General features: G+C 45.5%; 25 protein-coding genes and 2 riboswitches. Of the genes, 15 read left to right on the forward strand and 10 right to left on the reverse strand.

All coding sequences use genetic code 11. From position 1 onward, the window contains the following. The first annotated feature begins 57 nt into the window (after positions 1 to 57). From H6F98_RS25525 to cobJ, 4 genes are all read left to right on the forward strand, one after another. On the forward strand, positions 58 to 1443 hold the full coding sequence (locus H6F98_RS25525; RefSeq protein WP_192221521.1) for a DUF3370 domain-containing protein: 1386 nt from the start codon (positions 58 to 60) through the stop codon (positions 1441 to 1443). A 305-nt stretch (positions 1444 to 1748) separates the two neighbouring features. Next, complete coding sequence (locus H6F98_RS25530; protein ID WP_192221522.1) at positions 1749 to 3386, forward strand: glycosyltransferase family 39 protein; 1638 nt, start codon at positions 1749 to 1751, stop codon at positions 3384 to 3386. 243 nt (positions 3387 to 3629) lie between these two features. Continuing rightward, complete coding sequence (locus tag H6F98_RS25535) at positions 3630 to 4148, forward strand: Ycf51 family protein (RefSeq protein WP_192221523.1); 519 nt, start codon at positions 3630 to 3632, stop codon at positions 4146 to 4148. Positions 4149 to 4318: 170 nt separating this feature from the next. After that, a complete protein-coding gene (cobJ, locus tag H6F98_RS25540; protein WP_192221524.1) occupies positions 4319 to 6235 on the forward strand; it encodes a precorrin-3B C(17)-methyltransferase in 1917 nt (638 codons plus the stop codon). Here the strand turns inward: cobJ and H6F98_RS25545 are convergent. After that, a complete protein-coding gene (locus H6F98_RS25545) occupies positions 6232 to 6579 on the reverse strand; it encodes a phage holin family protein (RefSeq protein ID WP_192221525.1) in 348 nt (115 codons plus the stop codon). The genes cobJ and H6F98_RS25545 overlap by 4 nt on opposite strands. A gap of 200 nt (positions 6580 to 6779) precedes the next feature. Here H6F98_RS25545 and H6F98_RS25550 point away from each other — a divergent pair, with 200 nt between their 5' ends. Continuing rightward, a complete protein-coding gene (locus H6F98_RS25550; protein WP_396813387.1) occupies positions 6780 to 7274 on the forward strand; it encodes a pentapeptide repeat-containing protein in 495 nt (164 codons plus the stop codon). Between the two features lie 53 nt (positions 7275 to 7327). On the opposite strand, the gene H6F98_RS25555 is transcribed toward H6F98_RS25550, so the two are convergent. Next, positions 7328 to 8020, reverse strand: a complete 693-nt coding sequence (locus tag H6F98_RS25555; protein WP_192221526.1) for an FkbM family methyltransferase — start codon at positions 8018 to 8020, stop codon at positions 7328 to 7330. 300 nt (positions 8021 to 8320) lie between these two features. Between H6F98_RS25555 and H6F98_RS25560 the strand changes: the two genes are divergently transcribed. After that, the gene (locus tag H6F98_RS25560) at positions 8321 to 9577 is read left to right on the forward strand and encodes a 5-(carboxyamino)imidazole ribonucleotide synthase (protein WP_192221527.1); all 1257 of its coding nucleotides are present in this window, start codon (positions 8321 to 8323) and stop codon (positions 9575 to 9577) included. A gap of 35 nt (positions 9578 to 9612) precedes the next feature. On the opposite strand, the gene H6F98_RS25565 is transcribed toward H6F98_RS25560, so the two are convergent. Beyond that, positions 9613 to 10110, reverse strand: a complete 498-nt coding sequence (locus tag H6F98_RS25565; protein ID WP_192221528.1) for a hypothetical protein — start codon at positions 10108 to 10110, stop codon at positions 9613 to 9615. 58 nt (positions 10111 to 10168) lie between these two features. On the opposite strand from H6F98_RS25565, the gene H6F98_RS25570 reads away from it, so the two are divergent. The 4 genes from H6F98_RS25570 (at position 10169) to H6F98_RS25585 (ending at position 12620) form a co-directional block, all read left to right on the forward strand. Next, positions 10169 to 10765, forward strand: a complete 597-nt coding sequence (locus H6F98_RS25570) for a TetR/AcrR family transcriptional regulator (protein WP_192221529.1) — start codon at positions 10169 to 10171, stop codon at positions 10763 to 10765. A gap of 104 nt (positions 10766 to 10869) precedes the next feature. After that, a riboswitch (cyclic di-AMP (ydaO/yuaA leader) is annotated at positions 10870 to 10990 on the forward strand. Positions 10991 to 11120: 130 nt separating this feature from the next. Continuing rightward, the gene (locus H6F98_RS25575) at positions 11121 to 11339 is read left to right on the forward strand and encodes a hypothetical protein (protein ID WP_192221530.1); all 219 of its coding nucleotides are present in this window, start codon (positions 11121 to 11123) and stop codon (positions 11337 to 11339) included. 285 nt (positions 11340 to 11624) lie between these two features. Further along, a riboswitch (cyclic di-AMP (ydaO/yuaA leader) is annotated at positions 11625 to 11782 on the forward strand. Between the two features lie 159 nt (positions 11783 to 11941). Next, positions 11942 to 12256, forward strand: a complete 315-nt coding sequence (locus H6F98_RS25580) for a hypothetical protein (RefSeq protein ID WP_192221531.1) — start codon at positions 11942 to 11944, stop codon at positions 12254 to 12256. Positions 12257 to 12305: 49 nt separating this feature from the next. Then, positions 12306 to 12620, forward strand: coding sequence for a hypothetical protein (locus H6F98_RS25585; protein WP_192221532.1), 315 nt, complete (start codon positions 12306 to 12308; stop codon positions 12618 to 12620). A 196-nt stretch (positions 12621 to 12816) separates the two neighbouring features. Here H6F98_RS25585 and H6F98_RS25590 read toward each other — a convergent pair whose 3' ends face one another. Further along, positions 12817 to 13650: a TIGR01548 family HAD-type hydrolase gene (locus H6F98_RS25590; RefSeq protein ID WP_192221533.1), complete on the reverse strand. Its 834-nt coding sequence runs from the start codon at positions 13648 to 13650 to the stop codon at positions 12817 to 12819. A 217-nt stretch (positions 13651 to 13867) separates the two neighbouring features. Between H6F98_RS25590 and H6F98_RS25595 the strand changes: the two genes are divergently transcribed. Then, positions 13868 to 14167 carry a 30S ribosomal protein PSRP-3 gene (locus H6F98_RS25595; RefSeq protein WP_192221534.1) on the forward strand — a complete coding sequence of 100 codons (300 nt, stop codon included), beginning with the start codon at positions 13868 to 13870 and terminating at the stop codon, positions 14165 to 14167. A gap of 74 nt (positions 14168 to 14241) precedes the next feature. Here the strand turns inward: H6F98_RS25595 and atpC are convergent, their stop codons facing one another. From atpC to H6F98_RS25610, 3 genes are all read right to left on the reverse strand, one after another. Next, a complete protein-coding gene (gene atpC / locus H6F98_RS25600; RefSeq protein ID WP_192221535.1) occupies positions 14242 to 14652 on the reverse strand; it encodes an ATP synthase F1 subunit epsilon in 411 nt (136 codons plus the stop codon). A gap of 97 nt (positions 14653 to 14749) precedes the next feature. After that, the gene (gene atpD / locus H6F98_RS25605; protein WP_192221536.1) at positions 14750 to 16204 is read right to left on the reverse strand and encodes a F0F1 ATP synthase subunit beta; all 1455 of its coding nucleotides are present in this window, start codon (positions 16202 to 16204) and stop codon (positions 14750 to 14752) included. 327 nt (positions 16205 to 16531) lie between these two features. Next, a complete protein-coding gene (locus H6F98_RS25610; RefSeq protein ID WP_242058693.1) occupies positions 16532 to 16831 on the reverse strand; it encodes a helix-turn-helix transcriptional regulator in 300 nt (99 codons plus the stop codon). A gap of 91 nt (positions 16832 to 16922) precedes the next feature. Between H6F98_RS25610 and H6F98_RS25615 the strand changes: the two genes are divergently transcribed. Then, the gene (locus H6F98_RS25615) at positions 16923 to 17933 is read left to right on the forward strand and encodes an NAD(P)-dependent alcohol dehydrogenase (protein ID WP_192221538.1); all 1011 of its coding nucleotides are present in this window, start codon (positions 16923 to 16925) and stop codon (positions 17931 to 17933) included. 92 nt (positions 17934 to 18025) lie between these two features. Here H6F98_RS25615 and ybaK read toward each other — a convergent pair whose 3' ends face one another. Further along, on the reverse strand, positions 18026 to 18493 hold the full coding sequence (ybaK, locus tag H6F98_RS25620) for a Cys-tRNA(Pro) deacylase (protein ID WP_192221539.1): 468 nt from the start codon (positions 18491 to 18493) through the stop codon (positions 18026 to 18028). A 664-nt stretch (positions 18494 to 19157) separates the two neighbouring features. Between ybaK and H6F98_RS25625 the strand changes: the two genes are divergently transcribed. Next, positions 19158 to 19442, forward strand: a complete 285-nt coding sequence (locus H6F98_RS25625) for a hypothetical protein (protein WP_192221540.1) — start codon at positions 19158 to 19160, stop codon at positions 19440 to 19442. Here the strand turns inward: H6F98_RS25625 and H6F98_RS25630 are convergent. Together H6F98_RS25630 and H6F98_RS25635 are read right to left on the reverse strand one after the other, a co-directional pair. Continuing rightward, positions 19341 to 20366, reverse strand: coding sequence for a glycosyltransferase family 2 protein (locus tag H6F98_RS25630; RefSeq protein ID WP_192221541.1), 1026 nt, complete (start codon positions 20364 to 20366; stop codon positions 19341 to 19343). The two genes, H6F98_RS25625 and H6F98_RS25630, sit on opposite strands and share 102 nt — an antisense overlap. Positions 20367 to 20955: 589 nt before the next feature. Next, on the reverse strand, positions 20956 to 21390 hold the full coding sequence (locus H6F98_RS25635; protein ID WP_192221542.1) for a hypothetical protein: 435 nt from the start codon (positions 21388 to 21390) through the stop codon (positions 20956 to 20958). A gap of 280 nt (positions 21391 to 21670) precedes the next feature. Between H6F98_RS25635 and H6F98_RS25640 the strand changes: the two genes are divergently transcribed. Together H6F98_RS25640 and H6F98_RS25645 are read left to right on the forward strand one after the other, a co-directional pair. Beyond that, positions 21671 to 23440, forward strand: a complete 1770-nt coding sequence (locus H6F98_RS25640) for a S8 family peptidase (RefSeq protein ID WP_192221543.1) — start codon at positions 21671 to 21673, stop codon at positions 23438 to 23440. Then, a complete protein-coding gene (locus tag H6F98_RS25645; RefSeq protein WP_192221544.1) occupies positions 23437 to 23661 on the forward strand; it encodes a DUF5818 domain-containing protein in 225 nt (74 codons plus the stop codon). The genes H6F98_RS25640 and H6F98_RS25645 overlap by 4 nt, the downstream gene beginning before the upstream one ends. The last annotated feature ends 296 nt before the right edge of the window (positions 23662 to 23957 follow it).

A 23957-nucleotide genomic window follows, 5' to 3' on the forward strand; every position in this document is an offset into this window, starting at 1 on the left:
GCGGACTTCCGCTTCACTTTGTTTCTTGGTGTGTGTGAGTTAACGAGTTATCCGTGCATGTTACCTTTATTGCCAATTTTCACCCTTGCTCAAGCTATTCCTGTCCCTCCACCCACTCCTATTGAATTGAAGGAAGTGGTGCAACCTCAAGAAGTACGTGCTTTACCAGGGCAACTTGATCGCGTGCCTGTGTTTAACAGCAATAGTCCTGAAGTTGTACAACGAGAAGGAATTTTGCTTTCGACCTTTCCCCCTAATGATAAAGCTGTCCCAGCAGCTCACTTAAATTTGCCACTGGATGGGCGATTTGATCTGTTTGCTCATCACATAGCCAGAGCAAGAACGCCAAGAGATACGCAACCGATGTATCTGGGGGTGATTGTGTATAATCCAGGCACAAAGCCGATTAAGGTGGATATCTTGCAAGCGGTGAGTTATGTCACGAATCCAGATGCACCGTTTATTGATTTACCGTCTTATGTTGAGAATCCTTCCGGTACAGTCTACGCGGGGCCAGGTTCCCGGTTGATGAATGATGTTTTGCGTGGGATTCATCAATCCAATTTTCCCTCTCAGATTGTGATTCCCCCCAAGCAAAGTGAGATGTTATTCAATTTACCGATCGCACTTGGGAATGCTCGCTCTACCTTAATGCGGTTGCGGAGTAATGGCCCCGTTTACATGGCAAGTCTAGCGATGTATGGTCGTCCTAATCCTGAAACCAAAGGCGATCGCACTACTCGTTCTTCTCCCTATCGCCCACCAATACGAGAGGAATGGCAGAGACTACTAGAGAACGGCAATTTGGCAGCACCACGCGATCTCCCACCGACACCCCTGGAGCAAGCCGATGATGATATCATTTACGGTCGCGTTGCTGGTGTTGCTCAAGGTTCCGAATGGCGTACCGAACTGGTAGATAGTTCCGGTGACAAGGAACTCCGGATTCCTGAACGGGGCGAAGCTTTTTCTTACCCGATTAGTACCGTCAATATGGCAACGTTGGGTACTAGCCAGGTTCAGAGTGCGCCCATGCTAGTACGCTACCCAGATACAGCCTATCTCGCTCACGGGAATTATGGGGTTCACTATAACCTCACCTTGCCACTCGTCAACAAAACCAGACGGACTCAAACTGTGACGTTGGCAATCCAAACACCTCTCCAACAAGAAAATCGTGATGAGGGACTGCGTTTTCTGGAACCCCCCGATCAGCCAGTATTCTTCCGAGGAACGGTTCAAGTTACCTACAAAGATGATCGAGGTGTTTCTCAAACTCGCTATGTCCATTTGGTACAGCGACGTGGACAACAAGGGGAACCCTTGGTAAGGCTGAATATGCTACCAGGCGATCGCAGATCGGTAGAGGTAGACTTTCTCTATCCTCCTGATTCAACACCACCACAGGTTTTGACGGTGAGGACACTAGAGCGATCGCCTTAACCAGTACAGCAGTTAGCAGTCAGCTATCAGCCATCAGCTTTTTTGTTTTCCTGGTTAGTCGCGCTTGTTTGACAGCCTTTAACTGTATCTAATTTAACTGCTAACTGCTATAACTCTTTCTCAAAATTCCTACCGGAACACCTGGTAGATTATTTGTCCTAATTATTTAGTCGCCAGCGAATTTTTCACAAAGAAAGGCAGAACAAAATCCCCAATTTAAGTCTCTAGTATTAAAATCATCGACGATTGGAATTGGGAAAAATATAATTCACTTGAGGCAGATTAAAACCAGGTAATTTACTCTAGTGAATAAAAAATATACCCATACCCTAGGTGTGATTCCAACTAGCTTGAGTTTTCTCTTGATCACCTTACTCGTCCTCGGTGTATTTTTTAGATTTGCCAATATAGATAAAAAAATTTATTGGTACGACGAAACTCACACGTCTTTACGAGTCTCAGGTTATACAGAGGCAGAAGCTGTACAATTCCTCTCCAAAAATCAGATTATTACTAGCGAGACTCTACAGAGATTTCAGCGTCCTAATCCTGAGCGAGGGGTAAGCAAGATAGTCCAGAACTTTGCAACTGAAGACGCTCAACATCCTCCACTTTATTATTTGATGGCAAGCTTTTGGATGAAGTGGTTTGGTGATTCTGTAGCAGTAAGAAGAAGCCTTTCTGCTTTCATCAGTTTACTATCCTTCCCTGCTATCTATTGGCTATGCCTAGAGCTATTTCAATCATCCCTGACAGGCGCGATCGCTATTGGATTAATCGCTATCTCACCGATACAGGTACTATATGCACAGGAAGCACGTCAATATAGTTTATGGACAGTAACAATCTTACTGTCGAGTGCAGCTCTTTTGCGAGCCATGCGGCTTAAAACTAAAGGAAGTTGGGCGATTTATGCATTTACGGCGCTAACTAGTATTTATACGTTTTTATTTTCTGGTTTTGTGTTAGTTGGACATGGACTCTATGTAGCTGCGGTTGAAAGATTCAGAGCAAGTAAAATATTTATTGCCTACCTACTTGCTTCACTTGCAACTCTTCTACTCTTTCTTCCTTGGCTTTTGGTTGTTGTCCAGGGTTTATCAAAAATCCAAACGACAACGGCTTGGACAGCTAACAACATGACTCTACAGGATTTAATTCGGGAATGGATTCGTAACCTTGCTCGTATTTTTATTGATTGGAATTATGAATCAACCAATCCCTTCGTTTCTAAAGCTATATTCTATCTCTCTGCTCTAGCTCTTTTATTATTAGTTGGATATTCTTTCTATTTTCTCAGTCGCTCTACATCCAAACAAACTTGGCTGTTTGTCGTGATTTTAACGGGTTGTCTAGGAGTTCCTTTAGCTCTGTCCGATGTATTTTTAGGAGGAACACGCTCAACTATTGGTCGGTATTTATTTCCGTATTTTCTGGGTATCCAGCTTACTGTCACTTATACTATTGCCACTAAACTAGGTGCTAACCTCATTAACAATTGGCAGCAAAAGTTATGGCAAACCATCCTATTTTTAGTCGTATCCGGTGGAGTTGTTTCATGCGTAATTAGTCTAGAGTCCGAGATTTGGTGGACTAAATACTATAGTAATCGTCTTCCTGTAGTAGCTGAAATCATCAATCAATCTCCAAATCCCCTATTAATTAGTGATAGCCAAACGGGTGACCTACTAACTCTTAGCTATTTACTGAAGCCAAATGTCAGTCTTATCATCAATCCTCTATGCACCAATTGCGGTATGAGTTATCCTTCACAATCTGAAGTCTTTATACCTCAACTTTCTGGGGATTTTAGCGATATATTCTTCTTTAATCTTGATGGGCACAGAAAATGGCTAGAAAAAATTGCAGCGCAAGGAGACTATAAAATAGTAACTAGTTCTCCTAAGCTTGCGAATATGCTTTGGGAATTAGAAAAAAAGTAAGTAATTATCTAATCAATGTAGCTATTTTTAGAGATAGGAAATTTAGAAATGAAGAGTCATAATTTAAGCTTATAGTCATTATCTCTTCGATCCAGCAATTCTAAACAAACATAAGGCAATCTTCTTTAGTTAGCAATTTGATGCAATACAACAGAAGCGATACTGATAGGATAGAAGACAGTCAACACTCTAAAGAAGATATACCCGTGGCTTCTCTTAAAGTAGCCGTAAGTTATCAAAACTATGCTAACAACTTCTGATTTTCTCACCTTTACTAAGTGGGCAGGTATTCTCACCCTAGCCTGCGGTGTAATCACCGTAGTCGCTTTTATCTTTAAATGGGGTCTCCGGTTTCGGCTGGTGGGCGCTACCGGACTCTTAGGGGTGCTTACTACTGGCTTATTTGCACTGGCAATTGTGCCTTTCAGCCGCACGGTGATTCCTGGAGCAGTAAAGTTTAACGTAGTTTACGACACTGGTGCTGCTCAAACTGTCATCGTTGTTCCGAAAGAAATTACAGAAACGGAACTGGAAGCAACTCTCCGCCAAGCGGCTAGTGATTTGTTTTCCTATGGGCGAGTGAGTGGCGTAGATAACCAACTCACGATTCGAGCACGTACCATTCTCCATCCCGAACCTGGGGTTTCCAAGCCGCTTTTTTTAGGTCAGGTAAAGCGATCGCTTGCTACTCGTGATGATGAAAACATGGCAGTTGAAATCTACTCAGAAAGCTTTGCTCAATTGCCCAAACGTACTGCCTAAGGGCAATGCATAACCAGGAAGGGAGAGCCACTTGGGCAACACAGAACAATCGTTCGCCCTTTGGGCAGGTAGCAGGATTTTATTACCGAATCATTGGTTGCTTTTGCCTAACGGATAAAAACCCAAGTCTATTATGATGACGATGAAGACTACGACGAAGAAGACTGGTAATGCCGTTAGTGTGGCGTGAATTTCAACCCATAGCTGCGATCGCAACAACTCCCAATGCCGCCCATAGACTGCAATCGCTAAGTCAAACCACAGGGGCAACGCTTTGGGTACCAGAGTCCCTAAGCGCGATCGCACAAGCTCAGGTTTATACGGGTTCACTCAAAGCTCACGTCGCGCAACTGTGGCATCACCACCGCGCCTTTGTGTTCTGTCTGGCAACTGGGGCAGTCGTGCGGTTGATTGCACCTCTATTGGAACATAAATCTCTTGACCCAGCCGTTGTAGTTATTGATGAAAATGGTCAGTTTGTTATCAGTTTATGCAGTGGACATCAAGGCAAGGCTGACCAATTAGCAAAAGCGATCGCACTTCAATTAGGCGCAACTCCGGTATTAACAGGGGCAAGCGCTGGGTTAGGTTTGCCAGGTGTCGATATCTTGGGCGCTCCCTTTGGTTGGCAACGGGGTGAGGGAGATTGGACGGCTGTTAGTGCAACAGTTGCACGAGGCGAACCTGTGCAGGTAATTCAAGAAGTCGGCTCAACTTTATGGCAGGAGCATCTTCCTCAGGGACATCCATTTCACTTTGGATTTCCTGAATATACGGCGACAAATCGGGAAGAATCAATTCCGCCTAAAGCCAGAATTTGGATTAGCGCTACACAACGACAATTTTCCCCCGAATCAGACTTACCCAAAGTTCAGTGGCACCCACGAGTGTTGTGGGTAGGCATCGGCTGTGAGCGAGGAACATCAAAACAATTGATCGAAACAGCGATTCAGCAGACTTGTCGGAGTCATCATTTAGCAGAAGGTGCGATCGCAGGATTTGCCACAATTGATATCAAAGCAGATGAAGTGGGATTAGTCCAATTGTGTCGCGATCGCAATTTGCCGTTACGCACCTTTCCGGCTGAAGTTCTCCGTTCAGTGGATGTCCCGAATCCTTCTGCTATTGTCGATAAAGAAGTAGGAACCCCCAGTGTTGCCGAAGCCTCAGCACAGCTAGCTGCAAATAGTTTTGGGGTGCAAGGTGTTGCGCCTTTACAGGTGAAAAAACAAATTTTTAAAGCAGAAGGACAACCAGGGGCAGTAACGGTTGCGATCGCACAATCAGAACAAGAGTATACAGGTCGTACTGGTCAATTATTACTCATTGGCACAGGCCCAGGACAACTCGACCAGATGACACCAGCAGCTCAAACGGCTGTATCCCAAGCTGATGTTGTGATTGGTTACTCGCTCTACATTGACTTAATTACCCCTCTGTTGCGTCCAGGACAAATTGTGGAAGCGTTACCCATTACTCAGGAACGACAACGAGCCGAACGAGCCATTGAGCTAGCACAATGGGGCTTAAGTGTGGCCGTTGTTTCATCGGGAGATTGTGGAATTTATGGCATGGCGGGGTTGGTGCTAGAAGAACTTCGCGCTGGTGGTTGGGATGGTAAAACTCCCGGTGTGCAGGTGTTTCCCGGAATCACAGCCTTGCAATCAGCGGCTTCTCGTGTCGGTGCGCCATTGATGCATGACTTCTGCGCCATTAGCTTGAGTGATTTGTTAACGCCTTGGGAGGTGATTGAAAAGCGCCTCACCGCTGCTGCCCAAGCGGATTTTATTACAGCTTTGTATAATCCGCGATCGCAAACTCGCACTCAACAAATTGCCACAGCTAGAGATATTTTCTTAAAGTATCGTGACCCAATGACACCCGTTGCGATCGTTCGCGCTGCTTATCGACAAGACGAACAGATTACCCTCACCACGTTGGCAAAGCTCCTAGAAGCCCCTATCGATATGCTAACAACAGTTCTCATTGGCAACCAAAGCACCAGAACCTATGAGGATTGGATGATTACCCCACGGGGCTATTTAGGCTTTGATGCTGATATAACTGGACTGAATCCACCGAGTTAGAAAACTCGATCTACCACGAAATTAAGCACGCTGGCAACAATAGTAAGAATGATCGAACCCAACAAAGCAGGTAGGAAGCCACTGACCACAAAACCAGGCGTGATAGAACCCGCTAGCCAAATCGTAAGGGCATTCAAAACAAACAAAAACAAGCCTAAAGTTAGAAATGTGATAGGCAGGGTCAGAAGTACCAAAATTGGTTTGACAATGGCATTGAGCAAGCCTAAAACAACTGCTGCCACCAGGGCAGCAAAAAAACTTGTGATTGCAAATCCTTGTACCAGATTGGCTGTAATTACCAATGCTAAAGCCGTAAGTAGCCAAGTCAACAAGAAGTGTGGCATGACTTTCGTTAAACAACGTCTACAAGTATCCTACCTAGAGAGTGACCTTTTCGTCCTTTGCGTCCACCCTGCATTTAATTCGGACTTACGCATAAATGCGCTATATGGTAAGGGCGCAAAGCCTTGCGCCCCTACTAGGCAATTGGATTTGGTAGCAAATCTCTGATTAAGATTGAAATACCACTTATGAAGTTTTATTAATGATGATTGTTCGGCGACTAGCTGCATTCCTCTTGACGCTCCTTGCGCTATGCTATGCCTTTCCAGCAGAGGCGGCTGACTATCCTCCTCCACTGTCCTACAGTAATGCAGAACTAAAAGCCCAAGACTTTTCAGGGCAAAGCTTACGAACAGCTGAGTTTTCTAATGCCAATTTGGAGTTAACTAACTTTGCTGATGCCGATTTGCGGGGAACGATTTTTAGCGCCTCGGTGATGACTCAGGCAAATCTACACGGCGCGGATTTAACTTACGGAATGTTAGATCAGGTAAATTTGACTGGCGCAGATTTAAGCGATGCCATATTGAGTGAAGCCATCTTGCTGCGCTCTATCTTTAACGGTACTGACATCAGTGGTGCCGACTTTAGTGACGCAATTCTGGATGGTGCCCAAGTCAAAGAACTCTGTGCTAAGGCATCTGGCGTAAATTCTAAGACAGGCGTAACGACTCGTGATTCTTTGGGATGTCGATGAGATAATCTAACGTCTATTAGTTCAGTAACAGCAATTCGGTTAAAGACTACCCTCTATTTTCTTAGTCTGGCGGCTTGGCTTGAATGAATTGCAACTGAATTAGGGGGATAAGGCCCCTCGAAGGGAATTTCTGAGTACGAGGTTGTAGGATAGATAATCCTATACCCTAAGCTAGAAAGGAATTCATAGGTTGTTTTAATGCTATGGGAACCGGTTTCAAAGAATAATTCAAGGGTTTCAAAATAGAGAATCGGATGGTATTTCTCTAGGACAGCTTTACCCCCTAGTAGCACATCATATTCCATTCCTTCAACATCAATCTTAATCAAATCTATCTTGTCTAGTTTTTCAAGAGCGACCCATTCATCTAGAGAAACTACTTCTACAGCAATTCCCTGTTGTCCATGCAGAGAACCGTTGCCTCTATAATTTGGATCTTCGTTATAAAAGCCTTTGTATTGCTGTCGTCCAACTCCATAGGGCAAAACCGTTACAATCTCTTTGAGTTTAGGATTTAGCTCTACATTGCCTTGAAGCCTAGAACGAACTGCTGGTGCTGGTTCAAAGGCATAGATTTTTCCTTGATCGATTAAACTAGCGGCGACTAAGGTGAGGGCACCACAATTCGCTCCAATATCAAGAACTACATCATCTGAATGGATAACTTTTTTTAAAAATTTAGTTGTTTTAACGTCATAGACTCCTGCTAACCAAACGGAGGATTCCATCGGATAGGTTGTATCCACCTCAAAATTTAAATTGCCGCAATAATTAGGAATCAAAAATCTTTGGTCTTTAGGGAGGAACTTAGCAAATTTCCCTCCTCCCTTACCTGTTAATCTGCAAAATATCCTGACAATTATTTGTAATAATCGACTATAAGCCCTTATAAAAATGCTGTTCATGGAGTTTTTATTCTGTGTGCCAAAATCGCTGAATAAAACCCAGGCTACAGCGAAAGAGATGTAATTCTCATTTGAGGTTTAATAATTGTAAATATGATTGAGCGTAGCAGATTGCCGCTTTGCACAAGGTAGACACAGACTATGGTTTCAAAATCCACGCCGATTAACGCCTCCCCATCTTACCAAGAGTCTATTCAAACCACCCGCCTCGCTGAAAGTTCACCTAGCAATATCAAGCGTGTGGGTGTGATTGGTGGAGGGCAGCTTGCCTGGATGATGGCGGGTGCAGCTAAGGCTTTGGGAATTGAACTAATAATACAAACCCCCCATCCTACAGATCCAGCAGTGGCAATTGCTTCAGACACAATTTTTGCCCCAATTGATGATGCTGCTGCGACTGGCGAAGTTGCGTCTCGTTGTGATGTCATTACGTTTGAAAACGAATTTATTAATCTGCCAGCTTTGATGCCGTTGGCACAGCAGGGTGTTTGCTTTCGCCCACGCCTAGAAGCCTTAGCACCGCTTTTGGATAAGTATGATCAACGCTGCTACCTCGAAGATATTGGCTTACCTCAGCCAGAGTTTATGACACTTGCGGGAGACGTTGGCAATGAGGAATTAGTGTCTCCTGCATCCTCTCTTGCACCAATGAACCTAAGCGAGTTAGAGTTTCCGCTCGTCCTCAAGGCGCGACGCCACGGCTATGATGGGCAAGGCACGTTCATTGCTAAAACTAGCACTGACTTACAGGAGATTTGGAAAAAGCTAGGATATGCGCCTGTACTCCTAGAGAAGTTTATTCCTTTTGAACGAGAGTTAGCGGTGATTGCTGCACGTTCTGTTACTGGGGATGTGGTGGTTTACCCGGTGGTAGAAACTCAGCAGGAAGAACAAGTTTGTCGTCGTGTTATTGTTCCGGCTGAGATTAGCTTAAGTGTTGTAGAAGAGATTAAGGCGATCGCACAAACCCTTCTCAACAGTCTTGATGCTGTCGGAGTCTTTGGGATTGAACTTTTTCTCACTACGAGTGGCAAGGTATTAGTCAATGAAGTGTCGCCGCGCACTCATAATTCCGGGCACTTTACCCTTGATGCTTGTGAAACGTCTCAGTTTGAACAGCAACTGCGGGCAGTTACAGGTTTACCCTTGGGAAGCCCTGCACTGAATTGTGCTGGTGCCGTCATGGTAAATCTTTTAGGTTATGAACACTCCCAGAGTGACTACCTCGACAAACGGCAAGAGTTAGCGAGTCTGCCTGGGGCTTTTGTACATTGGTACGGGAAAACTGAATCCCGTCCCGGACGCAAATTAGGTCATGTCACCGTTCGATTGGACTCTCAACAGGTAACTGAGGCACAAGCCGTTGCTAAAAAAATTGAATCCCTCTGGTACAGCTGATATGGCAAACGGCAGAAGGCACAAGCAAAAGTAACCTATTTTAGGAAAGGCAAAAGGTCGAATTCTTGACGAATCTCTAAAAGTGAACGATCAAGCAATGGTTCAAAATCGAGAAACGGCACAAAGCACTCCCGCTTACGTGACTTTGACCACATTGAAATCAATTCTGGCAACAGTTGCGGCAATACAAAGAAGATAGAGGCATATAACCAGATCACCCCATGCTCTTTTATCAAGTCGTCGTACATCACACGAATCGCAGGGCTGATAGTTGGATCTTTGATTGTGCGTAGGTGATCACGAAACTTGTAGTTGCTAGTCCACCAAGTTAGTGGGAGAATCTTGAGTTCGTCATACATACCTGTATCACAACCGTATACAACGTGTGAAACATCATGCGCCAGCAAAATTTTTGCAAACTCCGGAGGCAGTTTTCTCGGATCGGTGACGTTCGGATTTAGAGCATAGTATTCCTCTAGCCCATCCCGAAGAGTCTGAATGCTATTTTTGTCCGTGTAGTGAGGGCGGGACATTGTCTTATCGGCTGATCTATTTCAATACGAAACAGTTTCGTAAATAATGGTAGCACTCATGAGTGATATCACCAAAAAATTGCCGGGAAGACCCCGTAGTACTCAATCCCATCAAGCGATGTTGCAAGCAACCCTAGAATTGCTGGCGGAAGTTGGTTTTGAGGCGATGAGTATTGATGCGATCGCAACTCGCGCTGGCGTGGGCAAGACAACCATCTATCGACGCTACAACGGCAAAGAAGAACTAGTTGCTGATGCAATTGAGAGTGTAAGGCAAGATGTTGTAATTCCTGATACTGGTAATCTTTGGAGCGATATTGATGCGTTAATCGAGAATGCTGCCCACACCACGCTTAGTTCTCTGGGGCGACAGACTGTTGCAATGATTATCAGCAGTGCATCAAGCAACTCTCAGTTTGCTGAAATTTACAGGACAAAGTATCTACAACCTCGGCGACAAGCCTTTGCTATTGTGCTGGAACGGGCAAAAGCGAGACATGAAATTCAGGCAGATTTAGATCCTGGGCTAGTCTTCGATGTAATGAGTGGGATTATGCTTTATGCACTAATGTTTCAACCTACTACTGAATCGTGGGAAGGCTACGTTCGTCGTGCGTTAGGTCTGTTCCTGAGAGGGGCTTCTAATCGCTCCTAAAAATTTTACGCCTTGACCTCTTGACAAAAAGATTCAGGAACCTTTAACGTTTGATTTAATTGAACTAGGTAGCCTAATCTTGTCTGGTACTCATACCCATCGTTGTAGAGTAAGAGCCAGCTTAGAGCGGAGGAACCAAATCGTGGGGCTAATCTCATAATTTGAGAGAGACACCTTCCAGTCTTAGCCCGTCAGCTAACTCCGTCGGCATTGGGAGGAGTACCTATGACACAAGCTTGATCTAAGCCGTTGTCTTAAGGGTCTCCTAAGTGTAGGGCTGTAACTTTCAGTTACAGTCTTATGCTCCTGCCTGTCTCATCTTGTAAACCCCTACAGATTAACAAAGGCTAAGACGATGACTTATAAAGAATGGAGTCTGCTCATCAAAAAAGAGCTGAACCGTATCGCAGTTGACTATGTTGACCCGTCAGGACAAGTCTACAGTGAACCGTTCTGCTTTTATACTCTTGATGAGGCATTAAGCTACGGCAAAATGTGCATTGATCGTTCAATTCGCTCAAAGGTATCTGGCAACAAAGGAATTGTGGCTGTTCAAAACTCAGCTATTGGTTAAGTAATCGTTGGGTGTCCTGGGCTTCTTAAGGAAGGGCGTGTGTCTTCTAGGGGAAATGTAGCTAGGTGAGTAAGTCAGTGAATAATCAGGACAGCGATAGAGGCACTTCATTAAAACCGAGGTCAGTGTGATAAAACACAGGTTCTTGTTACCTAAATGTCAATTTGGGCAACATTGTACTCTTGAGAAATTTACATCTCACGAAAGATTTTCTCCCCTCAGGTAAGGTGCTAAGATAGCAAAACCAAATTCAGTAAGTCAGCCTAATCCAGTCTTGCATTTACAACATTCACTAAACTGTAATGCGATCGCTGGAGCGGAGGAACCAAATCTTGGGGCTTATTTCTGACCTTATCTCTTCTTAAAGTAGGAGACAAAGAAGAAAGGGACATCTCTCAGTCCTAGCCCGTCAGCTAACTTCGTAGGCATTGAGAGGAGACTGAAGAGTCAGCATTTTCTACTAATATGCGTGAACTCTTTCAGTGTCCTTGGCTGGTATCTGTTCGCTTCGTTGTACCTGCCTCGGCCTGAGAAAAGGGTTGTAGTAATCTGAACCTCTGGTGTCTGAGGCAGGAAAAGTTGCTGTTAAGTAAAAAAGTCACATGTTCCTGACTCAAAAGCATCTTGTAATCCAAGAAATTGACAAAGTTTTGGCAGATTATCCAGAACACCCTTATCAAGCTGCCTTCTCGATTGAGGAATTACGCCAAAAGTTAGTTAATCATGTTCTTAAGCATATCCCTGCTGACTGCAAGGTTATGGAGATTGAACAGAAACAACTGAAGAAACCAAATTCCCTATTCCTCACCAAGGAACAGCGGTTACGCATTGATGTTTTGATTCGTGGGAGTATTCTGCATCTCCTCCGAGAAAACGCCGACTGGATTGGTCATCGTATTCATCAAGCGAATAACTAATTTAGGAAAATTACGGCTAAAAGTCCACTGAAAACTAGGAGATTCAGACATGATTGAAAAGAAATACCTTTACAACAAAGGGGTGAGCTACAGAAGCTTCTTTGTTTGCCCAATCGAACACTCAAACGGTTACACCTACAGATGTCTTCGTCCTCAAGATAGCCCAGAAATTCAACTGGGAGGGGGCCTGTTTGCCAGTATTGCGGAGGCTCTAGAAGCTGGGAAGCGATACTTAGATCGGGAGTGGCAGTATCAGCATGAACTGAGCCATTACAAGAGATTGTTAGACACTCAGACAATTTCCAACGAAGAGTATCACTTGAATAAGTGTTCCCTTGATCAAGCGATTTGGGGACTATCCTAAGCTAAAGAGCCTTTAAACTGCTGATTTGAGTCATTGGTTGTTTGTACAAAAAAATAAGCTGTTAAGCATTTAAACTGGGTATTAGCAAAACACCAAACCCTTACGCCTGAATCTTGACAGCGAATCTAAATAAGTGATTTAAATGCTGAACAGCTTATAAACAACTAATAACAACCAACCCGAAATCCAATATCCTTTAGGCGTGGGATGAGTTAATGACCAATCGCTGAATCTGGTCAGCATTCAACTGTTCAACATTGCTGAAAACGACAACAGCACCCGCTTCTTTGAGGATTTCCTCATAGGCAGTGCGGCGTTCTCCTGTTTCCTGAACGTGAGGCGGTAGGATACCAACACCAATCCAACGGCGTTCAGGATATAAAGCTTTAGCTTTCTCAATGGTGTACATATCTGCTACGGTGTCCCCCACGTAGATAACTGATATCTCACCGACAACTGGATATCGCTGTTTGATCTGCTCAATTGTTGCGACTAAACCCGTGGGGTCAGGCTTACCTGGAGCATCTTCCATTGCAAGGAGGACTGGCGACTGAAGACCGAGGCGTTTTTCTAATACATAAGTCGCTGAACCTCGTGTCGCACCGCTAAAAAAGCCCCACAAGATTCCTGCCTCTGTTAAGTTCTCTAGGTAGCGAGGCTGTAAGAGCAGTGGTTCAGTGCAGATATATCCTGTCCAATTTTCCGGATTTGGTCCTCGGTAGCGAGACTGAAAGAAGGCAACAAGGGTGTCATAGTCGAGAGCAATTTGCGATCGCTCCTGACCCTGAGCTTCAAAGTAGCGGTAAACTAGCTCCTGAGATCCTTCCCAATCGTTGTTCCAAATCCCCTCTGCTTTTAAGTCATCAATTTCTATCGAGGATGGTCGATAAGCGCCCCCCGTGAAATGCTCTACTGTATCAGCGAGCGCACGTCGGTAAGAACCACCCACATCACGCACAACACCATCAATGTCGAAAACAACGATCGCGCTTGAGTTGGCAGTAGGTGTTGTTGCTGTTGGATTCGTCACGTTGCAAATCTCAAATCGGCTGATATTTTAGAAAACGCAGTAGGAGAATAGTTCTCAAACGAACTTGTACATTTTGCCAAGTGCTAAAGCTTTTTGCTCTCTTGTCGCCAAGGCTTTTGACATCTGCCCTACATTATTTCTCAGTTGCTTGAACCGTAGGTTAAGATTAAGAGTTGTAATGTAATCGAAGGAAGCTTGGGTGTCCTTGGAGGTGTGATTGTCGAAATTTATTTTAAAAGTTCTTTGGTTGGATGAGAACGTTGCCCTAGCAGTTGATCAAGTAGTAGGCAAAGGCACTAGCCCGCTGACTTCCTACTTTTTCTGGCCTCGTGCTGATGCGTGGGATCAACTAAAAGACGAGCTGGAAAAAAAGCACTGGATTGATGAAACGGATCGCGTTGAGCTACTTAACAAAGCCACAGAAGTGATTAACTACTGGCAAGAGGAAGGTCGGCGTCGTCCAATGTCTGAAGCTCAATCAAAGTTTCCAGAAGTTACCTTTACTGGCAGTGCATAATCAAGGTAAAAGGTGAAATACAAAAGGCAAAAGAGAGAAAATTTTTCTTCCTTTTGCCTTTTTGTTTTTTACGTTCAAATCATCCCACCAGAGGCTTGAAAGCGAGCGCGTGCTCTTTTCAGGGCTTGAGTCGCCTGAATCTTCTCTTGGCGATTGTCGCTGTTTTGGACTTGATTGAGGCGAGTCTGCGCTTGGGTGTAAGCTTCCCGTGCGGCTTCACGTTCAATCGTGTCTCCTCGTTCAGCACCATTGACAAGAATCGTTACTTCATCATTTTCGACTTCGGCAAATCCACCCATCAACGCGATCGCAACCCAGTCTTTGCCAGGGCGAACTCGCATGACACCAATATCCAAAGCCGATAACAAAGGAGCATGACCAGTCAATATTCCCAACTGACCAGTAGTACTAGGCAGAATAACTTCCTCTGCCTCAGAATCCCAGACTGTTTTGTCGGGAGCAACTATACGAACAGTTAAGGTCATCAGTTAGTTGTTTGTTGTTAGTTGTTTGTTGTTTGTTGTTTGTTGTTGGTAGAGTGAGACAATGCCCACTCTACTCATTTAAGTAAAGACAGATTGATTAGCTGCCTGACTTGATTTTCTCGGCTTTGGCGACCGCTTCATCAATACTGCCGACCATGTAGAACGCTTGCTCCGGCAGAGGGTCTAGTTCCCCAGACAGAATCATATCGAAGCCTTTTAGGGTATCTTCCAGCTTCACATACTTCCCAGGAGAACCCGTAAACACTTCCGCTACAAAGAACGGTTGCGACAAGAAGCGCTCCAGTTTCCGCGCCCGCGCCACAATCAGACGGTCATCTTCAGACAATTCATCCAGACCTAAGATTGCGATGATGTCCTGAAGTTCTTTATACCGCTGTAGAGTTGACTGGACAGCACGAGCAGTACCGTAATGTTCTTCACCAACAATAGCAGGCTGCAACATTGTAGATGCTGAATCTAGTGGGTCAACCGCAGGGTAAATACCTTTAGCTGCCAAGCCACGAGACAACACTGTGGTTCCATCCAAGTGAGCAAAGGTGGTTGCAGGTGCGGGGTCGGTTAAGTCGTCAGCAGGTACATAAACAGCTTGAATCGAGGTAATCGAGCCTTCCTTGGTTGAGGTAATCCGCTCTTGCAAATCCCCCATATCAGTTCCCAACGTTGGCTGATATCCCACCGCTGAAGGCATCCGTCCGAGTAGCGCCGATACTTCCGAACCTGCTTGCACAAATCGGAAGATATTGTCGATGAACAGTAGCACGTCCTGTTTGTTCACATCCCGGAAGTACTCGGCCATCGTTAGAGCAGAAAGACCAACCCGCATTCTGGCTCCAGGTGGCTCGTTCATCTGACCATAAACCAGCGCAATTTTGGATTCGGAGGGATTGTCTTTGTTGATAACCCCTGACTCGATCATTTCGTTGTAGAGGTCATTTCCCTCGCGAGTGCGCTCACCCACACCGCCGAACACCGACACACCACCATGATTGGTAGCAATGTTGTTGATCAGCTCCATCATGATTACGGTCTTACCAACACCTGCACCGCCAAAGAGACCAATTTTGCCGCCGCGACGATAGGGTGTCAGCAAGTCGATCACTTTAATCCCGGTTTCAAAGACAGAAGGCTTGGTTTCTAGATCAACCAGCTTCGGAGCAGAACGGTGAATTGGGGAAGTTTCCTCGGCATTAACGGGGCCTTTGTTGTCTACAGGTTCACCCAGCACGTTGAAAATCCGACCCAAGGTAGCAGTGCCTACTGGCACACTAATGGCAGCACCAGTATCAACGACTTCCATCCCACGTACTAGACCGTCCGTGGTACTCATGGCAACGGCTCGTACCTGGTTGTCGCCCAATAATTGCTGCACTTCGCAGGTCACAGAAACATCTTGTCCTGCTTCATTTGTGCCTTCGATTTTCAAGGCGTTGTAAATCTGCGGCATTTTACCGCGAGGAAACTCAATATCGACAACGGGACCAATGATTCTGGTGATACGACCAGTGTTTGTCTTTTCTGTAGTGGTGACCATGCTGCGCCTATAAGTGTGATCAGCTATGTTTCAGATACTGGAAAACAGTCTTAACATTTAGAAATGCTATCTTCAAGATTACCATTGAAAGGACTCTGAATCTTACTGGTAGCTTGATTAAGCACTATGGGTTAGGGGTGGGGATCGGCGATTGGAGGCTAGAGATTGGGAAGACTTAACTTAGGTAAGGTGGCAGGTAATAGGTGGTGAGGTGGTAGGGTGAGCGGCGAGTCTTGGAGTTAGAATTTCCCCGAAGTCCTAATCTTCCAAAGTCTTGAGCTAGATTTTCCCCTAAAACCTACCACCTAACACCTAAACCTAACACCTCTAAAGTGGCTCAGATGCTTGCAACACAGCATCAAGCAACCCAGGAAAGCGAATTTCCAAATCCTCATGTCGCAGCGTGTTAAAGCTTTGTGTCCCTTCCGTCCGAGTGCGGATAACGCCTGTCTCGCGTAGCACTTTGAAATGATGAGACAGAGTTGATTTTGCAATGGGAATGTTAAAGGCGCAGCAAGTTATTTCCCCTTTCGTCGCTAGGCTTTTAACGATTTGAAGCCGGATTGGGTCACTCAGAGCGTAAAGCACACCAGTTAAAGAGATTTCATCCCGGACTGGGAAACTCATTTTTCTCATGCCTTGCATTATCTCACAAACTCGTTTATATTTCGATTGTTCGTAAATTTACGAACAATCGAATAAAGGTTAGGAGGTTCAGATGAGAGTCTGGGAAATTCAAAATAAGCAAGGCTTGGAAGCGTTGACGTTGACTGAACGCCAAGAACCGCAGCCAACGCCAAGACAAGTTCTGCTAAGAATGCGTGCTGCATCGTTAAATTACCGCGACTTGCTGACTGTAAAAGGAGCTTACAACTCGAAGCAGCGCTTGCCACTCATCCCTTTGTCCGATGGTGTTGGGGAAGTTGTCGCCGTTGGGGAGGGTGTGACACGGGTAAAGATAGGCGATCGCGTTGCTGGGATTTTCATGCAAACGTGGTTGGAGGGGGAGTTTTCCGCAGAAAAGTCGAAATCTGCGCTCGGAGGAGCAATTGACGGCATTTTAGCGGAATACGTGACACTGCACGAAGACGGTGTTGTTCATGTGCCGGAACATTTATCCGATGAAGAAGCCGCCTCCTTACCTTGCGCTGCTGTAACCGCTTGGCAGGCGCTGATGACTCAAGGCAACTTGAATGCCGGTGATACGATTTTGGTGCAAGGGACAGGTGGTGTTTCCCTCTTTGCGGTTCAATTTGCGAAATTGGTCGGTGCGCGTGCGATCGCAATCTCCAGCAGTGATGAGAAACTAGAGAGAGTCCTTCAGTTAGGTTCGTCTAGCGGCATCAACTACAAAACAACCCCAAACTGGGATGAACAGGTGTGGAAACTAACCGATGAAGTTGGTGTTGACCACGTTGTCGAGGTTGGTGGTGCTGGCACCATGAATAAATCTTTGCGTGCTGTTCGCTTTGCTGGCACTGTCAGTTTAATCGGCGTGTTAACGGGATTAAGCGGAGACATCAGCACTGGTTCCATTCTTCATAAGGGTATTCGGGTTCAAGGCATCTATGTTGGTAGTCGGGCGATGTTCGAGGCAATGAACCGTGCAATTGCTCTGCACCAACTCCGTCCAGTAGTTGATTCGGTTTTTCCCTTTAAAGACGTGCGTGAAGCGCTAGCTTACATGGAAAGCGGTAAGCACTTCGGTAAAATCGCGATTCGTTTCTAGGCAAGGATATATAGACTGTCTCTCTTCAGGAATCTCGCCATTACCTGTTCATCGTCGTCTTACTGGCAAAGGATTCAGGCACATACGGTTAGTTATTTTGCGATCGCTCCTACCGTACCCTTCACAGAACGCAAGTAATCATCTGGAGCAATCAAGATCATCGTACCGCGCACACCCGCCGAGACAGCAATCTGCTCGAATAGTTCAATCGTCTCGTCAACGTAGACTGGATAATCTTTTTTGCAAGCCAATGCCGTTACACCACCACGGATGTATCCGGTTAGCGGCTGAACATCCTTGAGGGGAACCGTCTCAACCTTGCGGTTTTCTGTCAGCAGTGCCAAGGCTTTAAGGTCGAGTTGAGCATTTCCAGGCACAACAGCAAGACAAACACCTGTTCGATCTCCCCGTGTGACCAAGGTTTTAAAAACTTGTTCTGGGGGAAGACCAATCTTCTGCGCTACACTCTCAGCAGCCAAATCGTCTGGGTCAACCTCATAGTGGAGGAGTTGGTAGGAGATTTCTAGCTTATCAAGGATGCGAACAGCATTAGTTTTCATCTGGAGTTGGGCTAGCTAAGCGACTCTCTTCCCAATATTGCCAATACACTCCAACAGTTTGGGAATGGGGCTACCTCGGCCCCTGGGTCATGCGCGGCTTTCCCGGTAAAATCCGCAATCTGGTGTGTCTAACCAAAAAGATTTTAGTCAGTAGAGTTCTATTAGACAAGGATTTACAAAAATTTTACTTGTTACTCAGTTTCTCTATTGAAGCTTTACGGACACTTACTGAAATAAACCCTACATTAAAGAAAGGAAAGGAAATTGCCCTGAGAGCCAGCAACAAGAACAATGAAGCAATCTTAGATGCATCCAAACTCTCAGTAGGTAGATTAATGACTTTTAAGCTAAGCGCTTGTTAGATGCGCTAATGACAGGGGAGCAAGTATTCAAAACCCTCAATACAAGTCTTGGAAACAAGGCTGTGCTTGAAGTTCTGGTAATTAAGACTTATTAGAAAGGCTTAACACCAGTTGCTACACAAAGCATGAGGAAATTAAATCGTTGCCTTCGCATAAGCGGTACCAGAATCTGACTTGATTAGTATCGACGCAACGTATACATAACTAAAACCCCAGACAAACACCATCATAGACATCCGCTTTCGATACTGAAAGTAGACGCAACCAACTCACCGATCAAACCTCAGTCATAGGATAAATATATGTCTTTAGTGCTATCTCTTGTTTTTTGGACTGCTGGGGCTGTTACCATCACACTCGGAATGGCGATCGCTGTCTATATGGTTCTAGGTCTACTACTTGTCCTAGATTTACGCAAGTCTCACGGTCAAAATAGAGGACTTCAGCTTCAAGCTCAGTTCCTCTATGACGGAACCGTCACTCCATCAGAGCTTGTCTTGAAGAATCCGACGACGTTGGAGCGCCCCCGCCAGTTGGAACGCCAAATTCTCCACCTGGCTGTAGAAGGAGCGCGGCAACAACCGTAATGTGTACGCCGCCGATAACGTCAACAATGTTTTATGCGGCTCCTCCAAAAGAAGACGGCTGTGTACCGCTACTGCTTGATGTGCTAGCTCTACCGCCGTCTTTCCGTCTTCCAATGTCACCGCACGGCGGGCTAAATGGCGCAACTGATAAGCCATTGCTGGTTTTTCCCAATCTTTCACCTGTTCGGGAGCATAAGCACGGGCTTTCTCTAGCATCCGTTCCCAAGAACGTAATTTTTTGAGCAATTGTGCTGAATGTCCTTCGGGATTAACACGATACAGTGTCAATGCCTCGGCTACCCCTTCAATCAGCCAATTGGTCTTGACAGCAATCCGTAACCAACACTCTACGTCTTCTGAGGGGTGTAGTACTCGGTCATCATCAAAGTAAAAGTCCTCAACAGTTCCATAAAGATTATCTTGGAAGCTAATCTCCTCTAGGACTTCGCGTCGAATTACCGCAACTGAACCATTGCCAATCGGAGTACGACAAAGAATGTCTAATGGGGTAATGTCGGTCAGCTTAGTGAGCTGGTAGATACCTAAGGGGTTACCCACTTCATCGATAAAAGCCGAGCGACAGAAGCTAACACCAACTTGGGGTGATGAGTTAAGATGCTCAACATGGGCTTCGAGTTTGTGGGGTACCCACAGATCATCAGCATCTAGGAAAGCAATGTACTCACCTTGGGCAGCACGGATACCAGTATTACGGGCGGCAGCAACCCCACGGTTTTCTTGACGAAGGATTTTAACTCTAGGGTCAGTGAATTGTTGACAGATTTCGATGCTGCGATCGGGGGAGCCATCATCAACAATCAAAAGCTCGAAGTTCTTGTATGTTTGTTCGAGGACTGATTGGACGGTGGCGGCGATATATTTCTCGACTTTGTAGACCGGAATGATGACTGATACTTTTTTCATACACCCGTAACCCTTTTGTGTTTTAAGTCAAGTGGATAGCTTTAATGTCTTAACTTTTCTAAAAAACTCTTCTTTGTTTAGCTATAGTACATTCTTTGTCAATTATTAAGAATTGCCTGAAACTAAGCTCGGAGTGAGGAGGTATCTATCGTATAACTACTTACGCGCCGTCTTTTGGATAAACCCCTCTAGTCTTAAAGAAACTATTTACTCAATATCTACGCCATTTTGAGCGTTCTGCTCTGAGTTGTTTGTCGCTCTACGTAATACTACTGAGGAAATGTCACTGCGTTATCCTCTTCAGCAGTTCTTTACTTAATCTTTTTATTCCTTGTTCGGTATATAAAGATTCTATAAAGAGAAATGGACACTATCTTACCCTAGCAACGCTATCAGGTAGCAGGAGAAAGCAGGCATTGATTCCTGCCCCTTTTACTGAATTAGCAGCATTTTTGAGTACTACTTAGTTCAAACAGTCGTTGTTCAGGTGAAAACCCTGTCATCCTACTCCTCTCTCTAGGGGATGAGAATCAGAATTGATTTTCTCGTATTTGTTTAGTTCCAGGAGCAGCGACAACGTGAATAAAACCTACTCAGCCGCTTCTAGACGCAAGCGCTGTAACTCCTGTTGTAAAAATTTTCCCCATTCAGCCGCCAGAGGTATTTCTGTAAAGGGAACTTGGATTGAGGCAGTGGGTTCTGGAAAAAGAAATTCTAAAGCGATCGCACGACCTCCGCGAGGTGGTTTCTCCAAGTCAACGGGTTGAGTATCCACTAGTAGGCGAATGGCTTGCACCTCTTTGAGAGAAAAGGTATCTAGATTTATCGGACCCTTGCGTGTTGGCTTTCCCCACGTTAGGTCACTATTTTTTTGACCCAGTACCGCATAGATATCATATTTTGCCCGCTCAAACTGAGCTGCCCACTGACCATAGGCTTCAACTTTTTGGAATTCGTTCCAACCTGACCAAGCAAGCCAAAAAAATGCAGCTAGTAAAGGTAACCAGAGTAAACCACGTTCCATCTTGGGCGTTTTTTCCTGACTTATGTAAAAACGTCAAAACTGTACCAGAGAGTTGCGCTTCTTTAAATTAAGGTAACAACACAGAGCTTCCTTAGTTAAGCAGAATCTTTCAAGGGTTCCGTAAGCCGTTCATCACACGGTGCTAGTAGCGGATGGCTGACCGCTGATAGCTAAATAGCTAAATAGCTTTACCTAAAAGTTAGTGTGGTTCGCTCTCACTGAAGCTAAGACCTATAAGTTATCGTAGTGATTACACTGGCGCGACAGCGGACGAGTTGCCATGAGAAAGTTTTTCATTATTTGCTTGTTTGTGTTAGGGCTAGGTTTTGCCCTGTTTAACTTCAAAGGCTTGGCAAATCAGGGAGAGTTTCAATCAATTGTGTTGGACTTTCGGGAAAATGTCCCGGAGGCTGAGATTGAAGCGAAGGTCAATTTGCTAGCTGGGAAGTACAACCTTGAGCCACGTCTGAACAGTGAATTTTCAGCGGCTGACCATGTATATATTGCCAAAGGCGATCGCAACACAATCGACGAACTAAAAAAATTAGGCATCGGTAAGCTTACAGAATTTATTGAACCCAATTACATCTACCGAACTTTTGATGTTCCAAATGACCCGGAATATAGCCAACAGTGGAACTTACGGAGCATCAATATAGAATCAGCCTGGGATGATACCAAAGGAAGTGGTGTCACTGTCGCCGTGATTGACACTGGCATCAGCCCCGTTCCAGATTTGAAAACTACTAAGTTTGTCAAAGGCTACGACTTTGTTAACGACCGAATCGAGGCATTTGATGACGCGGGGCACGGTACCCATGTTGCGGGTACGATCGCCCAATCCACGAACAACGCCTATGGTGTGGCTGGAATCGCTTATGAATCTACTCTCATGCCTTTGAAAGTCCTGGCATCAAGTGGTGGCGGTACGGTGGCGGACATTGCTGAAGCGATTCGCTTTGCCGCTGACAATGGGGCTGATGTCATTAACATGAGCCTGGGTGGTGCTGGTGAAAGCAAGCTGATGGAAGAAGCGATCGCCTATGCCTACCAAAAAGGTGTCGTGATTGTAGCTGCCGCTGGTAATGCCAACCAAAATTCCGCCTCTTACCCCGCTCGTTATCGCTACGTAATTGGTGTTGCAGCTCTAGATTCTGCTGGTGTCAAAGCTCCCTACTCCAACTTCGGCGCTGGTGTAGATATCTCAGCCCCTGGTGGTAGCGAAACGGGTAAAATTTTGCAAAACACCATCGACCCGCAAACTGGAGAAGGTGTCTTTATTGGCTATCAAGGTACCAGTATGGCAGCACCCCACGTTGCTGGGGTTGCCGCTCTTGTAAAAGCAAGTGGCATCACAGAACCGGATGAAGTGCTGAGTGTCTTAAAGCAATCGTCACGAGCTGTCCAGGAAGACCCTCTCAATCACTTTGGTTCCGGTCATCTAGATGCAGCAGCAGCCGTTAAACTTGCTCTGCGTGGTCAAATTACCATCCGCGACTTCTTCCGCTGGGTGCGAGACAACGGTTATCTCAACCCTCGCTTCTGGATTGATGGCGGAACAATTATGCTGCTGCCAAAAATTGGCATGGTTATCGGTTCTTACCTCCTTGCCTGGTTCCTGCGGAATTACTTCCCCTTTAGCTGGAGTTGGTCACTTGCCACTGGGTTGGTGGGTGGTAGTTCTGGATTGTTCTTCCTGCGTGGCTTCTATATCTTCGACCTTCCCCAATGGCCGTTCCGAGTTATGGGAAGTTCCATTCCAGAACTAGGTAGCGCTGTTCAAGGTAGCAGTATGTTGAATCCGATTTTTGCCAGTGTACTGATTCCGTTTATCTTGGTGGCGCTACTACTCGGTCACAAGCAATGGAAGTGGGTGGCAATTGGATCTGCTCTCGGTGTCGCTAGTTGTTTAGCCGTGAGTGCAGTGGTGTCACCCAGCGTTATGTGGCTGGGTACTGGCGTTGTTGCTCGCCTGTACCTAGTTGCCAACGCTCTCCTATGCTTTGGACTTGCCTATCTATCCTCGAAAGGAGAGGAGCAAACTGCATGAGTATTAACGTTACGGGTGTTATCGAACGTAAAGGAATGGGACCCGGTACTTGGGCACTGGTTACAGACTCAGGGGAAACCTATGAACTCAAGGATGCCCCAGATGAGTTAAAGAAATCAGACCTGAAAGTCAAGGTCGAAGGGCAGGTACGAGACGATGTCATGACCTTCGCCATGATTGGTCCAGTACTGGAGGTGAAGTCCTTTAAGGTGCTGGATTGACATAAGAAGCAGGGAGAGGGTAAGTACATTCGATAGTTGATTCATTGACTTCTAGAGTTTGCCCCTCTCCCGTTCTCCTTAGTGTTAATGGGTAGGGCGCAAGATCAATGTGCGCCTTACAATATTTAAAACAGGTGTTAAATGAGAGGTTTTATAGAACTTCAGGTTTAATTCTTACGCCTCTATTCAAAAAAAATCCCCAGCCCAAACCGGTGAGCCAGGGAATGTCAATCAGGGTGCATCTACCATTCCACTCTTCCTAAGGTGACCCTACCTATCCGGACAAATCCAGGACA

The organism is Microcoleus sp. FACHB-SPT15 (assembly GCF_014849525.1).
In the GTDB taxonomy this organism is placed as follows: Bacteria; Cyanobacteriota; Cyanobacteriia; order Cyanobacteriales; family Coleofasciculaceae; genus Symplocastrum; species Symplocastrum torsivum.